This is a genomic window from Streptomyces sp. NPDC099050, from assembly GCF_044759865.1.
Classification (GTDB): Bacteria; Actinomycetota; Actinomycetes; order Streptomycetales; family Streptomycetaceae; genus Streptomyces.
In genome coordinates, this window is sequence record NZ_JBIWAE010000008.1 from 96,696 (window position 1) to 112,322 (window position 15,627).

The following is a 15,627-nucleotide window of genomic DNA, read 5'->3' on the forward strand; positions in this document are numbered from 1 at the left end:
CGTCCGTAGACTGGGTCCCGTGAGTGAGCAGCAGCCCGAGAGCCACGATGACAGCTTCGACGCCTTCGACAAGATCGTGGCGGAAGAGTCCGACCGCGACCCCGACCTGGCGGTGATCGAGGCGGGCAGCCGCACCCTGCGCACGCAGGCCGGTCCGCTCCAGGGCGACCAGGTACCCGAAGAGCCCGCCGACCCCGAGGTGGCCAAAGCGCTGCGGGAGGTGGAGCAGGAGCTGGCCGGCCGCTGGGGCGAGACCAAGCTGGAGCCGTCCGTCACGCGCATCGCCTCGCTGATGGACCTACTGGGCGAGCCGCAGCGCGCGTACCCCGCCATCCACGTCACCGGCACCAACGGCAAGACGAGCACCTCCCGCATGATCGAGGCGCTGCTGAACGCCTTCGAGCTGCGCACCGGGCGCTACACCAGCCCGCACGTGGAGTCGATCACCGAGCGGATCAGCCTGGACGGGGCTCCGATCAGCGCCGAGCGGTTCATCGAGGCCTACGAGGACATCAAGCCGTACGTGGACATGGTGGACGCGGCCGAAGAGATCCGGCTCTCGTTCTTCGAGGTCCTCACCGGCATGGCCTACGCGGCCTTCGCGGACGCGCCCGTGGACGCGGCCGTGATCGAGGTGGGCATGGGCGGCACCTGGGACGCCACCAACGTCATCGACGGCGCGGTCGCCGTGGTCACCCCGATCAGCCTGGACCACACGGACCGGCTCGGCTCCACCACCGGCGAGATCGCGCAGGAGAAGGGCGGCATCATCAAGCAGGGCGCCACCGTGATCCTGGCACAGCAGCCGGTGGACGCGGCGCAGGTGCTGCTGAAGAAGGCCGTGGAGGTCGACGCGACCGTGGCCCGCGCGGGCATGGAGTTCGGCGTCGTCACCCGCGAGGTCGCGGTGGGCGGGCAGCAGCTGACGCTGCGCGGCCTGGGCGGCGAGTACGACGGGATCTTCCTGCCGCTGTACGGCGCCCACATGGCGCACAACGCGGCGGTGGCGCTGGCGGCGGTCGAGGCGTTCTTCGGGATCGGCGCCGACCACGCGCGGGTCCTGGACGTGGAGACCGTGCGCAAGGCCTTCGCTTCGGTGACCTCGCCCGGCCGCATGGAGGTCGTGCGGCGCAGCCCCACGGTGGTCCTGGACGCGGCGCACAACCCGGCCGGTGCGCAGGTCACCGCGGAGGCGGTGACCGAGGCCTTCGGCTTCAGCCGGCTGGTCGGGGTCGTGGGTGCGAGCGAGGGCAAGGACGCGCGCGGGATCCTCGAAGCCTTCGAGCCGATCTTCGCCGAGGTCGTCATCACGGAGAACACCAGCCACCGCGCGACCTCCGCCGACGAACTGGCCGCCATCGCGGTCGAGGTCTTCGGCGCCGAGCGCGTGCAGGTGGAGCCGCGGCTGGACGACGCCCTGGAGGCGGCGATCACGCTGGCGGAGGAAGAGGCGGAGTACGGAGGGGCCGGGGTCCTGGTGACCGGGTCCGTCATCACGGTGGGCGAGGCCCGCCTGCTGCTGAAGAGGGGCTGAGGGATGCGCACGCTGTGTGCTTCGACGCTGATCGCCGAGTTCTTCGTGATCGGCTTCGCGGGGCTGGTCGCGATGAAGGGCGATCTGAGCCAGGTCACGGTCTGGACGGTCTGCGGGATCGCGATGCTGCTGTCGGTCCTGCTGTGCGGGATGCTCTCGCGCCCCGGGGCCGTCCAGATCGGCTGGGCCCTGCAGATCGGGCTGGTGCTGAGCGGCTTCGTCGTGCCGATGATGTTCATCCTGGGCGTGGTGTTCGCCGGCCTGTGGTGGTGCTCGATCCGCTACGGCCGCCGCATCGACGTGATCAAGGCCCGCTGGGCCGCCCAGGCGGAGGCCCAGACCACCGCCCCGACCGAGGCGTAGGGCGCGCCCCGCCCCCTGTAGCCTCGTCGGACCGCACCCGTATGCCGCAAGGAGTTACCCATATGACCCAGCGCACGCTCGTCCTCCTCAAGCCCGACGCGGTCCGTCGCGGTCTGATCGGCGAGATCGTCGGCCGCATCGAGCGGAAGGCCGGCTGGACCATTCCCGCGCTGGAGCTGCGCACGCTGGACCAGGAGACCCTGGAGGCGCACTACGGCGAGCACAAGGGCAAGCCCTTCTACGAGCCGCTCATGGGCTTCATGGCCAGTGGCCCGGTCGTGGCCCTGGTCGTCGAAGGGGAGCGCGTGATCGAGGGTGTCCGCCAGTTGGCCGGACCCACTGACCCGATTGCCGCCGCGCCCGGCTCCATCCGGGGTGACTTCGGTACCGTCACCCGGGAGAACCTGATCCACGCCTCGGACTCCGAGGAGTCCGCGGAGCGGGAACTGAAGCTGTTCTTCCCGGCGCTGTGATCACTCTTTTCTGACGCAACATCAGCCGAATAGCGCTCATGACCTGGGGCGACCGAAGTAATTTCGGTCGCCCTCCGGTATTACCGGGCACATTCGGGAACGCATCGACAGGACACGACGTCACCACTAAGGGGGCGGGTATCCGTTCCGGCGGGCTTGCCGGAGTCCCGTCGCGCGGAGGCCGTACTTGCGGCACTACGATGGGGCCTCCACCCACACACCCACCTCGCCGACCTGACAGCAGCCGCTATCAACTGGAAGGCCAGACGCTCCTCATGGGGAACAAGGGGAACAACATGTCGTTCATCGGCCGTGACATGGCGATCGACCTCGGGACCGCCAACACGCTGGTGTACGTGAGGGGCCGGGGAATCGTCCTGAACGAGCCGTCCGTGGTCGCCATCAACACGAACACCGGTGGCATCCTGGCGGTCGGCTCCGAAGCCAAGAAGATGATCGGGCGCACGCCCGGCAACATCGTCGCCGTGCGGCCCCTCAAGGACGGCGTCATCGCCGACTTCGAGATCACCGAGCGGATGCTCCGGTACTTCATCCTCAAGATCCACAAGCGCCGCTACCTGGCCCGTCCGCGCGTCGTGGTCTGCGTGCCCTCCGGCATCACGGGAGTGGAGCGCCGCGCCGTCATCGAGGCGTCCACGCAGGCCGGTGCCCGCCAGGTGCACATCATCGAAGAGCCGATGGCCGCCGCCATCGGCGCGGGCCTGCCCGTCCACGAGGCCACCGGCAACATGGTCGTGGACATCGGTGGCGGCACCACCGAGGTGGCCGTCATCTCCCTCGGCGGAATCGTCACGGCACAGTCCATCCGGGTGGCCGGCGACGAGCTCGACAACGCGATCATCCAGCACATCAAGAAGGAGTACTCGCTCCTCCTCGGTGAGCGCACCGCCGAGCAGATCAAGATCACCATCGGGTCGGCCTACGACCTCGACAAGGACGAGCACACCGAGATCCGCGGCCGCGACCTCGTCTCGGGCCTGCCCAAGACCGTCGTGATCTCGGCCGCCGAGGTGCGCAAGGCGATCGAGGAGCCGGTCAACGCGATCGTCGACGCGGTCAAGACGACCCTCGACAAGTGCCCGCCGGAGCTCTCCGGCGACATCATGGACCGCGGCATCGTCCTGACCGGAGGCGGCGCCCTGCTCCGCGGCCTCGACGAACGGCTGCGCCGCGAGACGGGCATGCCGATCCACATCGCCGAGGACCCGCTCGACTCCGTGGCCCTCGGATCCGGCAAGTGCGTAGAGGAGTTCGAGGCGCTCCAGCAGGTGCTGGACGCCCAGCCGCGGCGCTGATCCGGCCCGCCGATCGACGGTGGAACACAAATGATCCGCCGTACGGGTGCTACCGGGCCCGTGCGGCGGATCGTTGATATACAGGCAAGGCCCGGTGCGAGCCCCGGCTCCACTGGAGCGGCTTCGCCGCACAGCCCGGTGCAAGCACCGGCTCCACTGGAGCGGCTTCGCCGCACAGCTATCTACGAGGAAGGCACGGCCGCCGCACGTGAGGGACACACGAGAAAGCCGGCTGCTCCTGGTGCTTCTGATCGCCATCGCGTTCGCTTTGATCACGGTGGACATCAGGACGGGTGAGGAGTCTCCGGTCGACGGTGCCCGACAGGCCGCCGCAGCGGTCTTCGGGCCGGTCGAGAAGGGCGTGGCTCAAGGGGTCGACCCGGTCGCCAACGCCATAGGGGCGGTACGGGACTCCGGCGAGCGGCACAACCGCATCGCGACGCTGGAGCGCGAGAACGCCGCCCTCAAGGCCAAGCTGGGCAGCGACGACCGGACCCGCAGCCGGATCCGCGAGCTCGACGAGATGCTCAAGCGGGCGGGCGCGGGCCAGTACGGCATCAAGGGTGCCGAGGTCATCGCCATAGGGGCGGCCCAGGGCTTCTCCTGGACCGTGACCATCGACGCGGGCAGCAAGGACGGCATCGAGCGCGACATGACCGTCCTCAACGGGGACGGACTCGTCGGCCGCGTCGCCACCGTCGGCCCCGACACCGCCACCGTGGTCCTCGCCAACGACCCCGACTTCACCGTCGGCACCCGCCTGGAGAAGACCGGCGAACTCGGCTTCGCCACCGGTCAGGGCGACCGGGAGCTCTCCGTGCAGATGCTCAACGGCAAGGCCAAGATCAACACCGGCGACCGGCTCGTCACCTTCGGCTCGCGCGGCAACAAGCCCTTCGTGCCCGGTGTCCCGATCGGCGAGGTGATCAAGGTCGACCCCTCGCGCGGCGACCTGACGCGGACCGTCTGGGTCCGCCCCTTCGTCGGGTTCTCCCGCCTGGACATCGTCGGCGTCGTGGTCATGCCCCCGCGCCAGGACCCGCGCGACGCGGTCCTGCCGCCCAAGCCCGAAGCGCCCAAGCCCACCCCGACGGTCACCGTCACGGTCACCCCGTCGCCCGGCGCGTCCGCGTCCGGCAAGCCGGCCGACGACTAGGAGCCGATCATCATGCGTTTCAACCGGATCCTGCTCTCGGGCACGCTCGTCGTGGTCGCCCTGGTCGTCCAGGTCTCCATCCTGGGCCGCCTCCAGCTCCCCGGAGCCGTCCCCGACCTGGTCCTGCTCACCGTCGTCGCCCTCGCACTCGTGTACGGGTGCGTCAGCGGCGCCCTCATCGGCTTCGCGGCGGGCCTCCTCACCGACCTGGCACCGCCCGCCGACCACGCCGCCGGCCGCTACGCCCTCGTGCTGTGCGTCATCGGCTACGTCGCCGGCCTGGTCCGCCCCGACACCGGGCGGTTCCGCTCCGCCTGGGGCCCGATGCTCACCGTCGTCGGCGCCGCCTTCGTCTCCACCCTGCTCTACGCGGGCGTCGGCGCGCTGGTCGGCGACACCGCCGCCCGCCACGTGGGGCTGACCGGGCTGCTCTTCACCGCGGTCCTGTACGACCTGCTGCTCGCCCCCTTCACCGTGCCGTTCATCATGGCCCTGGCCCGCCGCGCGGAGAACGACCCGATGGCCGTCGAGGCCAACGGCGGCCCGCCCGCGGGCAAGGACGTCGCCTCCGGCTGGCTGGCCGGCGGCACCGGACTGCGGATCGGCAGCCAGCGCGGCGGCCTGCGCATGAAGACCGCCCGCAGCCGGGCCAACCGGGCCGGCCGGATAAAGGGAGTCAAGGGAATCAAGGGTGTGAAGAGCGTCAAGAAGCTGTGAGGGAGGAGTCCACGTGACCAACACCGCGGAGACCGGCCGTACGTCCCGGGTGCAGATCCGGCTCGTGATCATCCAGGTCCTCGTCTGCTCGATGTTCCTCACCCTCGGCGGCCGGCTCTGGTACCTCCAGATCCGCAACGGCGCGGAGTACTACCACGAGGCGAAGAGCAACCACGTCCAGCGGGTCGTCCAGCCCGCAGTGCGCGGGACGATCCTCGACGCCCGGGGCGTCGCGCTCGCCGACAACGAGACCCGGCTCGTCGTCTCCACCAGCCGCACGGCGCTGATGAAGATGAAGGACCGCGGCCAGGCCGTCATGACCCGTCTCGCCGGCGTCCTGGACATGACCCCCAAGGAGGTCATGGAGAAGGTGCGCCTCTGTGACTCCCAGACCCCCGCGCCCTGCTGGAACGGCTCCCCGTACCAGCCGATCCCGATCACCCTCGACGCCACCACGCAGCAGGCGCTGCAGCTGCGCGAACGCCCCGAGGAGTTCCCCGGCGTCACCGCCGAGCCCGTCGCCGTCCGCCGCTACCCGGCCCCCGGCGGGGCCCGTACCTCGCAGGTGCTCGGCTACCTCTCGCCCGTCACCGACGACGAGATCCAGAAGGCCAAGGACACCGACTCGCCGCACCTGCGCTCCGACCAGGTCGGCCGCTCCGGGATCGAGCGCACGTACGACAAGTACCTGCGCGGCAAGGCGATGGTCACCTCGTACGAGGTGGACAACCTCGGCCGGGTCATGCACCAGACCGAGTCCGACGCGGGCGTGCCCGGATCCACCCTCGTCACCAGCATCGACGCCCGGGTCCAGTCCGTCGCCGAGTACGAGCTCCAGCAGGCCATGAAGACGGTCCGCCAGGAGACCGACAAGATCACCGGCCGCAAGTACGAGGCCGACTCGGGCGCCGTCGTCGTCATGGAGACCAAGACCGGCCGGGTCGTCGCGATGGCCTCCCAGCCCGACTACGACCCCAACGCCTGGGTCGGCGGGATCGCCGCCAAGGATTACGCGAGCCTCACCAGCGAGGGCTCCAACTACCCGCTGCTCAACCGGGCGATCCAGGGCCAGGCCCCCGCGGGCTCCATCTTCAAGGTGGTGTCCGCCAGCGCGGCCGTCCGGGCCGGGTACGCCTTCGACGAGAAGTACAACTGCAGCGCCTCCTACAGCATGGGCAACCGCAGCTTCGCGAACTTCGAGTCCAAGGGGCACGGCCCCATCACCCTCGGCGAGGCCCTCAAGTTCTCCTGCAACACCGTCTTCTACGCCCTCGGCCACAAGGAGTGGCAGCGCGACGGCGGCCTCAAGCCCAAGAAGGACGCCCACGACTGGTTCTACCGGACCGCCCGCGAGTTCGGCCTCGGCTCCGAGACCGGGATCGACCTGCCGAACGAGGTCACCGGCCGCATCCCCGACCGGGGCTGGAAGAAGGGCTTCTGGGCGGCCAACAAGGACTCCTGGTGCAAGCAGGGCAAGAAGGGCGGCACCTACGTCGAGCAGATCGCCTACGAGAGCTGCCTCGAAGGCAACCAGCTCAAGGCGTTCGACAGCATCAACTTCGCCATCGGCCAGGGCGACGTCCTCGTCACCCCCATCCAGATGGCCACCGCCTACTCCGCCATCAGCAACGGCGGCACCCTCTTCGACCCCACGGTCGGCAAGGCCGTGATCAGCGCCGACGGCAAGCACGTCCAGATGATCAAGCCGAAGTCGCACGGCAGGCTGCCGATCGACGCCAAGACCGTCAAGGACCTCGACAAGGGCCTGCGCATGGTCGTCGAGCCCGGCGGCACCGCCGCCTGGCGCTTCGGCGGCTGGCCGCTCGACAAGATCCCGATGCGGGCCAAGACCGGCACCGCCCAGGTCTACGGCAAACAGACCACCTCCTGGCTGGCGACCTACACCGACGACTTCACCATCGTCATGACCATCTCCCAGGGAGGCACCGGTTCCGGAGCCTCAGGCCCCGCCGTCCGCAACATCTACAACGCCATCTACGGCCTGGACATGGCGGGCAACCAGGACCTGAAGAAGGCTCTTCTGCCGGGACCGGAGAAGAAGCTGCCCAAGATCCGCCCCGACGGGGGCATCGATTCCCCCGAGATCCGGCCGTACGTACCCCCGTCCCCGGAAGAACTGGCGCCGCCCGCGCTGGCCGGCCCGCAAGCCCAGCGCCCCGCGCAGCACGACTGAGTACCGAGGACCGACATGCAGACCGCCAACAAATTCTCCGTGGCCCGGTACGCGCCGGAGCAGCGGGGAGCGATGGCCAAGCTCACCGCCCGCGACTCCGTCGTGCGCCGGCTCGACTGGCCGATACTCCTCTCGGCGCTCGCCCTCTCCCTCATCGGCGCCCTGCTGGTGTGGTCGGCGACCCGCAACAGGACCTCGCTGAACAACGGGGACCCGTACTACTTCCTCTTCCGGCACGCCATGAACACCGGCATCGGCCTGGTGCTGATGATCGGCACCATCTGGCTCGGCCACCGCACCCTGCGCGGCGCCGTACCGATCCTCTACGGGCTCTCCGTGGTCCTGATCCTCGCCGTGCTCACCCCGCTCGGCGCCACCATCAACGGAGCCCACGCCTGGATCGTGGTCGGCGGCGGCTTCTCGCTCCAGCCATCCGAGTTCGTCAAGATCACGATCATCCTGGTCATGGCGATGCTGCTCGCCACCCGGGTGGACGCGGGAGACCTCGCCCACCCCGACCACCGCACCGTCGTCAAGGCGCTCTGCCTGGCCGCCTTCCCCATGGGCATCATCATGCTGATGCCCGACCTCGGCTCCGTCATGGTCATGGTCGTCATCGTGCTCGGCGTCCTGCTGGCCTCCGGCGCCTCCAACCGCTGGGTGCTGGGCCTGCTCGGCTCGGGCGCCGGCGGGGCCATCCTGATCTGGCAGCTCGGCGTCCTCGACGAGTACCAGATCAACCGCTTCGCCGCCTTCGCCAACCCCGAGCTCGACCCGGCCGGCGTCGGCTACAACACCAACCAGGCGCGCATCGCCATCGGCTCCGGCGGACTGACCGGCTCCGGGCTCTTCAAGGGCTCGCAGACCACCGGCCAGTTCGTGCCGGAGCAGCAGACCGACTTCGTCTTCACGGTGGCGGGGGAGGAGCTGGGCTTCGTCGGAGCCGGTCTGATCCTGGTGCTCCTCGGCGTCATCCTGTGGCGCGCCTGCGTGATCGCCCGCGAGACGACCGAGCTCTACGGCACGATCGTGTGCGCCGGGATCATCGCCTGGTTCGCCTTCCAGTCCTTCGAGAACATCGGCATGACCCTCGGGATCATGCCCGTGGCCGGACTGCCGCTGCCGTTCGTGTCCTACGGAGGATCCTCGATGTTCGCCGTATGGGTGGCCATCGGGCTGCTCCAGTCGATCAGGGTGCAGCGGCCGATGTCGGCTTGACGGCTGGCCGCTGGCCGCTGGCGGCTGGCGGCTGATGGCGGGCCGAGGCGGCTCGGCCCGCCCGGCTTGGTCCGTCGGCTTGGTCCGTCGGCTTGATCCGTCGGTTGGCGGGCCGGTTTTCCGCCGCACCCGCCGTTTTCCTTCGCGCCGCGTTCCGTTCAGGACTACGTTCGAAGCATGGCGGCCACGAAGCGCGAGATCGAGCGCAAATTCGAGTTCAGGACCACCAAGGCCGGACGGCGCGGCGTACCCGACCTGACGGGCACGGACGCCATCGCGGCCGTGACCGACCAGGGCACGGCCGAGCTCGACGCCGTCTACTACGACACCCCCGACCAGCGGCTCGCCGCCGACGGGCTCACCCTGCGCCGCCGCACCGGCGGCAAGGACGCCGGCTGGCACCTCAAACTGCCCGTCGCCCCCGGCGTGCGCGACGAGATCACCGCCCCCCTCGGCGACACCGTCCCCGACGCCCTGACCGCCCTGCTGCGCTCCCGCGTCCGCGACGCCCCGCTGGAACCACAGGTCAGGCTCCTGTCCTCGCGCAAGCTCAGCCACCTCCTCGACGCCGACGGCGCCCTCCTCGCGGAACTGTCCACGGACGCCGTACGGGCCGAGCGCGCGGACGCCACCGCCGCCTGGACCGAGGTGGAGGTCGAGCTCGCCGACGGCGCCGACCCGGCGCTGCTCGACGCCGTGGAGAAGACCTTCCGCAAGGCCGGACTCCGGGTCAGCGACGCCCCCTCCAAGCTCGCCCGGGCACTGACCGAGACCGGCGGGGAACCCCCGGCCCGTACGACCGGCACCGAAGCCGGGCCGGCCGCGGACACGGTGGGCGCGCACGTGCTCGCGTACCTGCGCGAACAGCGCGACACCCTCATCGCCCAGGACCCCGCCGTACGCCGCGGGCTGCCCGACTCCGTCCACCAGATGCGGGTCGCCACCCGGCGCCTGCGCAGCGCCTTCAAGACCTACCGCCGGATCCTGGACCCCGCCGAGACCGGCCCGATCGGCGAGGAGCTGCGCTGGCTCGCCGCCGAACTGGGCGTCGACCGCGACCAGGAAGTCCTGCTGGAGCGGATCCAGACCCGGCTCGACGAACTCCCGCGCACCCTGGTGCTCGGCCCGGTCCGCGGCCGCCTGAAGATCTGGAACGTCGCCCGGCGCACCGGCTCGCGCCGCGCGGCGCTGGCCGCCCTCGACAGCGGGCGCCACGTGGCCCTGCTGAACGCCCTCGACGCCCTGCTGGCCGACCCGCCGCTGCTGAAGGCCGCCGCCCGGCCCGCCGAGTCCGCCCTGCCCGCGGCGGTCCTCGCGGATTACGAACGCCTCGCCGGCCGGATCGGGGGCGCCCTGTCCATGAACCCCGGCGAGGACCGTGACCTGGCCCTGCACGAGGCGCGCAAGGCCGCGAAGCGCGCCCGGTACGCGGCCGAGGCAGCGGCCCCGGCCCTCGGCAAACCCGCGCGCAAGCTGGCCCGGGCCGTGAAGGCGGTCCAGAGCCTGCTCGGCGACCACCAGGACGGGGTCGTCGCCCGCGAAGCCCTGCGCGGACTCGGCGTCCAGGCGGCCGGAGCGGGGGAGTCGGCCTTCACCTGGGGCCTGCTCTACGCCCGCGAGGAGGCACTGGCCGAGCGCCGCGAACGGGAGCTGCCCGAGGTGTGGGCGGCGACCGCGGGCCCGGCGGCGGCGCTGCGCGGCTGATCTTGCGGGCGGGGGTGCTCCGGGCCCCGGGGTACGCTTGAGAGTCGCCCCCTGCCCGCTTCACGAAAGTCGCGTGATGACCGAATCGGTCTTCCCTCAGCTTGAGGCCCTGCTTCCGCACGTCCAGAAGCCGATCCAGTACGTCGGCGGTGAGCTCAACTCCACGGTCAAGCCGTGGGAGAGCGCCGACGTCCGCTGGGCGCTGATGTACCCGGACGCGTACGAGGTCGGGCTCCCCAACCAGGGCGTCATGATCCTGTACGAGGTGCTGAACGAGCGCGAGGGCGTGCTCGCGGAGCGCACCTACAGCGTGTGGCCGGACCTCGAAGCACTGATGCGCGAGCACAAGGTGCCGCAGTTCACCGTGGACAGCCACCGTCCCGTCTCGGCGTTCGACGTCTTCGGGCTCTCCTTCTCCACCGAGCTCGGCTACACCAACATGCTGACGGCGCTGGACCTCGCGGGCATCCCGCTGGAGGCCAAGAACCGTACGGTCGACCACCCCATCGTGCTCGCGGGCGGCCACGCGGCCTTCAACCCCGAGCCGATCGCGGAGTTCATCGACTGCGCGGTCATCGGCGACGGCGAGCAGGCCGTCCTCGACATGACCGAGATCATCCGCACGTGGAAGGCCGAAGGCCGCCCGGGCGGACGTGAAGAGGTGCTCCTGCGCCTCGCGAAGACCGGCGGCGTCTACGTGCCGGGCTTCTACGACGTCGAGTACCTGCCGGACGGCCGCATCGGCCGCGTGGTCCCCAACCGCTCCGGCGTGCCGTGGCGGGTCAGCAAGCACACCGTCATGGACCTCGACGAGTGGCCCTACCCCAAGCAGCCCCTGGTCCCGCTCGCCGAGACCGTCCACGAGCGGATGTCCGTGGAGATCTTCCGCGGCTGCACCCGCGGCTGCCGCTTCTGCCAGGCCGGCATGATCACGCGCCCCGTGCGGGAGCGAAGCATCACCGGCATCGGCGAGATGGTGGAGCGCGGGCTGAAGGCCACGGGCTTCGAGGAGGTCGGCCTCCTGTCCCTCTCCTCGGCGGACCACACCGAGATCGCGGACATCGCCAAGGGCCTGGCCGACCGCTACACGGACGACAAGGTGGGCCTGTCCCTCCCGTCGACCCGCGTGGACGCCTTCAACGTGGACCTGGCCAACGAGCTGACCCGCAACGGCCGCCGCTCCGGTCTGACCTTCGCCCCCGAGGGCGGCTCCGAGCGCATGCGCAAGGTCATCAACAAAATGGTCTCGGAAGAGGACCTGATCCGTACGGTCGCCACCGCGTACGGCAACGGCTGGCGCCAGGTGAAGCTGTACTTCATGGTCGGCCTGCCGACCGAGACCGACGAGGACGTCCTCCAGATCGGCGACATGGCGGTCAACGTCATCGCCAAGGGCCGCGAGGTCTCCGGCCAGAACGACATCCGCTGCACCGTCTCGATCGGCGGCTTCGTCCCCAAGCCGCACACCCCCTTCCAGTGGGCCCCGCAGCTGTCGGCCGAGGAGACGGACGCCCGCCTCGGCAAGCTCCGCGACAAGCTCCGCGGCGACAAGAAGTACGGCCGCTCCATCGGCTTCCGCTACCACGACGGCAAGCCGGGCATCGTCGAGGGCCTCCTGTCCCGCGGCGACCGCCGCATCGGCGACGTCATCCGCGCGGTCTACGAGTCGGGCGGCCGCTTCGACGGCTGGCGCGAGCACTTCAGCTACGACCGCTGGATGCAGGCGGCGGAGAAGACCCTCCCCGCCCACGGCGTGGACGTGGCCTGGTACACGACCCGCGAGCGCACCTACGAGGAGGTCCTGCCCTGGGACCACCTCGACTCCGGCCTGGACAAGGACTGGCTCTGGGAGGACTGGCAGGACGCCCTCGACGAAACCGAGGTCGAGGACTGCCGCTGGACGCCTTGCTTTGACTGTGGCGTGTGTCCTCAGCTCTCGACGGAGATCCAGATCGGCCCGACGGGCAAGAAGCTGCTGCCGCTGTCGGTCGTGAAGTGACCTGCGGCTGAGGCCGGCCGGCCCCCCTGTCTATGCCCTCCACCGGGAACGGTGGGGGGCATATTCATTCGACCGCCGGATTATCGTTCCTGCGGTTGACGCCTGCGGATATCCTTGAAGGGTGCCCGGAGGAATACTCCGGGCCCTGCTGCCAGGAGGTGGCCCCTATGGCCAAGACCGTGATCGACATCAACGAGGAAGCCCTCGCACTCGCGATGGAAGCCCTCGGGACCACCACGAAGAAGGACACGGTCAACGCGGCGCTGGAGGAAATAGGAGCACGGTTGCGTCGTGAACGTGCGCTGGTGCAGCTCATCGCGCTCGCCGATGAGGGTGCGTTCGACGCGCTCACCGAGCCGGGCTTCGAAGACGAGGCCTGGCACTGATGGTCGCGCGGCAACACTTCTTGATCGATAAATCCGCGGCAGGCCGGATTCTTCGTCCGGGGGTCCGTGACGACTGGGTCGAGACCCTCAAGGCCGGACGCATCTCGCTGTGCGAGCCGACCGAGTTCGAGATGCTCTTCTCGGCGCGCTCGGTGCAGGACTACAAGCGGACAAAGAGCCAGTTGCGGGACCTGTTCGGGTGGCGGCCCGTACCCGAAGACGGCTGGCAACAGATCCTGGACCTGCAAGAGACCTTGGTGTACAGGGGCGCCCATCGTTCTGCCAGCGGGATCGATCTGCTGGTTGCCGTGACTGCGCGGGCACACGGACTCACGGTGCTGCACTACGACCGTGACTTCGACACGATTGCGGGAGCCACTGAGCTCAGTGCCCAGTGGCTCGCCGAGCCGGGATCCATCGACTGACGGACGGCCCTTCGGCGCAACGGTCCGGGGCCGTGGTGTGTCCTTAGCGCTATGGAACAGGAAAAGGCGCTGCCGGCGTCGCAGGGGGACGGCTGCCTGGTGGGGGTCGTGCGGATTCCCGTGAAGATCGTGGCGGTGCTGGTCGTGCTGCCCCTGCGGGTGGCCTGGGATCTGCTCGTCGCCTTCGCGCGGATGCTGAACCGGAGCGTCCTCGGTCCGCTGGGGCAGGGATTGCGGTGGTTCTGGGAGCGGGCCGTGCTGCCGGTGCTGCGGGGGACCGGGTGGCTGATCGGGGCCCTGTTCAAGGTGGTCTTCCACTGGCCCTGGGTGGGTCTCTGGCGGTACGTCATGCTCCCGGTGGGGCAGGCCGTTTACGCGTATCTGCTGCGGCCGGCGGGTGTGGGGCTCTGGCGGTACCTGCTGGTCCCGGTCTGGGAGTACGGGCTGCTGCCCGTCGGCCGGGGCATCGCCTGGCTGCTCGTGGGCGCGGTCCGGTACCTGCTCCTGCTGCCGGCCGGCGCGCTGTACCGGTACGTCCTGGCCCCCGTCGGGCACGGACTGCGGTGGCTGGCCCGTGGGTTCGTGGTCGGCGCGGCCTGGCTGGGCAAGGCCCTGTTCGTCTGGCCTTGGGTCGCGCTGTGGCGGTATCTCGTACGGCCCGTGGTGGTGGGGGTGTGGCGGTACCTGCTGGCGCCGGCCGGGCGGGCGGTGTGGGCGTACCTGCTCGTGCCGCTCTGGCAGCTGCTCGTCGGGGCCTGGCACCTCGCGGGGAGGGTGAGCCGGGCGCTGGGGCGCGGGCTGGTGTGGTTGTGGCGGTGGGCTGTCGTGCGACCCGCCGGGTGGCTGCGCCGGCATGTGGTCACCCCCGCCGGGAACGTCCTGCGCGCCGGGTGGGACGTCGGCCGTCGCACGGCCCGGGCGCTGCACCGGCAGGCGATCGCTCCCGTCGGCCGTGCGATCGGCGAGGTGTGGCGGGCCTCCCGCCTCGCGGTGCGCGAGGCGCGGGCCGACGTACGGCGGGCGCTGTTCGGAGGGCCGCCCCGGGAACCAGCGAGGTCACAGGCGCGTACTCTGGGTAGTAACAGAGCCGCAGGCGACGCGCCCGCCCCCGAGATCTCCTTGCAGAAATAAGCAGGGGTGAGCCGGTGGGCACGGCACGGCGTGGTCTGCAGGCCCCACAGACCTCAGGGCGACGCGCGAGCCGCGGAGCCCCGCACAAGGAGATGAACCACTGGGCAAGCGACAGCCCGAAGGCCCGCCTCCCGCACCGGTAGTGCAGCGCATCCGCCTGCGTTACACCAAGCGCGGCCGCCTCCGGTTCACCAGCCACCGGGACTTCCAGCGTGCCTTCGAGCGGGCATTGCGCCGCTCCGAGGTACCCATGGCCTACTCGGCGGGCTTCACCCCGCACCCGCGCGTCTCGTACGCGAACGCCGCCCCGACCGGGACCGGCAGCGAGGCCGAATACCTGGAGATCGCCCTCGCCGAGCCCCGCGACCCCGCGGTCCTGCGCGAGCTGCTCGACGAGTCGATGCCGGTCGGCCTCGACATCATCGACGCCGTGGAGGCGCGCACCTCCGGTCTCGCCGACCGGCTGACGGCCTCCGTGTGGGAGCTGCGCCTGGACGGCGTGGAGCCCGGCGACGCGGAGAAGGCGGTCGAGGCCTTCCTCGCGGCCGAGACCGTGGAGGTCCAGCGCCGCACCAAGAACGGCATGCGGACCTTCGACACGCGGGGCGCCGTGGTCGGTCTGGAAGTGGTTCCCGTTACGGTGACCGCAGAGGCTGATAGGCCCCTGGACCATGCTTGTGCGATACTGCGGCTGGTTGTTCGGCATTTGACACCTGCCGTTCGACCCGACGACGTCCTGTCCGGTCTCCGAGCTGTGGCCGACCTAACGCCGCCGGTCCCCGCTGCGGTGACCAGGCTGGCGCAGGGGCTCTTCGACGAGGAGTCCGGCACGGTGACCGACCCGCTCGCGCCCGACCGCGAGGCTGTCACGACCGCCCCACCCACGGCGGCCGTATCGGCCGACGCGAAGGCGCCGGAAGGTCCCGCCGCGTAGGGATCGTCGTCGTCGCGCAGCCCTGGGACTCGGGAGCCACCTGGGTCGGGCCGCGCACAGACAGACCTGAAGACTTG

Annotated in this window: 14 protein-coding genes; all 14 read left to right on the forward strand. The window is 70.3% G+C overall.

Annotation, left to right across the window (positions count from 1 at the left end):
- Nucleotides 1–19: 19 nt before the first annotated feature.
- Complete coding sequence (locus ACIQV3_RS15835; protein WP_403712967.1) at nt 20–1,534, forward strand: bifunctional folylpolyglutamate synthase/dihydrofolate synthase; 1,515 nt, start codon at nt 20–22, stop codon at nt 1,532–1,534.
- A gap of 3 nt (nt 1,535–1,537) precedes the next feature.
- Nucleotides 1,538–1,897 carry a DUF4233 domain-containing protein gene (locus ACIQV3_RS15840; protein WP_403712968.1) on the forward strand — a complete coding sequence of 120 codons (360 nt, stop codon included), beginning with the start codon at nt 1,538–1,540 and terminating at the stop codon, nt 1,895–1,897.
- Between the two features lie 62 nt (nt 1,898–1,959).
- Nucleotides 1,960–2,370 (forward strand): nucleoside-diphosphate kinase, encoded by a 411-nt coding sequence (gene ndk, locus ACIQV3_RS15845; RefSeq protein WP_327306765.1) that lies wholly within the window; start codon nt 1,960–1,962, stop codon nt 2,368–2,370.
- 296 nt (nt 2,371–2,666) lie between these two features.
- Nucleotides 2,667–3,686, forward strand: a complete 1,020-nt coding sequence (locus ACIQV3_RS15850; protein WP_069923827.1) for a rod shape-determining protein — start codon at nt 2,667–2,669, stop codon at nt 3,684–3,686.
- 208 nt (nt 3,687–3,894) lie between these two features.
- The gene (gene mreC, locus ACIQV3_RS15855) at nt 3,895–4,842 is read left to right on the forward strand and encodes a rod shape-determining protein MreC (RefSeq protein ID WP_403712969.1); all 948 of its coding nucleotides are present in this window, start codon (nt 3,895–3,897) and stop codon (nt 4,840–4,842) included.
- Nucleotides 4,843–4,854: 12 nt separating this feature from the next.
- Entirely contained in the window at nt 4,855–5,559 is a 705-nt protein-coding gene (gene mreD / locus ACIQV3_RS15860; RefSeq protein ID WP_403712970.1) for a rod shape-determining protein MreD, read from the forward strand.
- A gap of 13 nt (nt 5,560–5,572) precedes the next feature.
- Nucleotides 5,573–7,753, forward strand: coding sequence for a penicillin-binding protein 2 (gene mrdA, locus ACIQV3_RS15865; RefSeq protein WP_403712971.1), 2,181 nt, complete (start codon nt 5,573–5,575; stop codon nt 7,751–7,753).
- A gap of 15 nt (nt 7,754–7,768) precedes the next feature.
- Entirely contained in the window at nt 7,769–8,971 is a 1,203-nt protein-coding gene (rodA, locus tag ACIQV3_RS15870; RefSeq protein ID WP_403712972.1) for a rod shape-determining protein RodA, read from the forward strand.
- Nucleotides 8,972–9,148: 177 nt separating this feature from the next.
- Nucleotides 9,149–10,675, forward strand: coding sequence for a CHAD domain-containing protein (locus tag ACIQV3_RS15875; RefSeq protein WP_403712973.1), 1,527 nt, complete (start codon nt 9,149–9,151; stop codon nt 10,673–10,675).
- Nucleotides 10,676–10,748: 73 nt separating this feature from the next.
- A complete protein-coding gene (locus ACIQV3_RS15880; protein ID WP_403712974.1) occupies nt 10,749–12,674 on the forward strand; it encodes a TIGR03960 family B12-binding radical SAM protein in 1,926 nt (641 codons plus the stop codon).
- A 167-nt stretch (nt 12,675–12,841) separates the two neighbouring features.
- Nucleotides 12,842–13,060, forward strand: coding sequence for a type II toxin-antitoxin system VapB family antitoxin (locus ACIQV3_RS15885; protein ID WP_327252733.1), 219 nt, complete (start codon nt 12,842–12,844; stop codon nt 13,058–13,060).
- A complete protein-coding gene (locus ACIQV3_RS15890) occupies nt 13,060–13,485 on the forward strand; it encodes a PIN domain nuclease (protein ID WP_403712975.1) in 426 nt (141 codons plus the stop codon). The genes ACIQV3_RS15885 and ACIQV3_RS15890 overlap by 1 nt, the downstream gene beginning before the upstream one ends.
- 51 nt (nt 13,486–13,536) lie before the next feature.
- Complete coding sequence (locus ACIQV3_RS15895) at nt 13,537–14,616, forward strand: hypothetical protein (protein WP_403712976.1); 1,080 nt, start codon at nt 13,537–13,539, stop codon at nt 14,614–14,616.
- Nucleotides 14,617–14,758: 142 nt separating this feature from the next.
- Nucleotides 14,759–15,550 (forward strand): TIGR03936 family radical SAM-associated protein, encoded by a 792-nt coding sequence (locus tag ACIQV3_RS15900; protein WP_403712977.1) that lies wholly within the window; start codon nt 14,759–14,761, stop codon nt 15,548–15,550.
- Nucleotides 15,551–15,627: the final 77 nt, after the last annotated feature.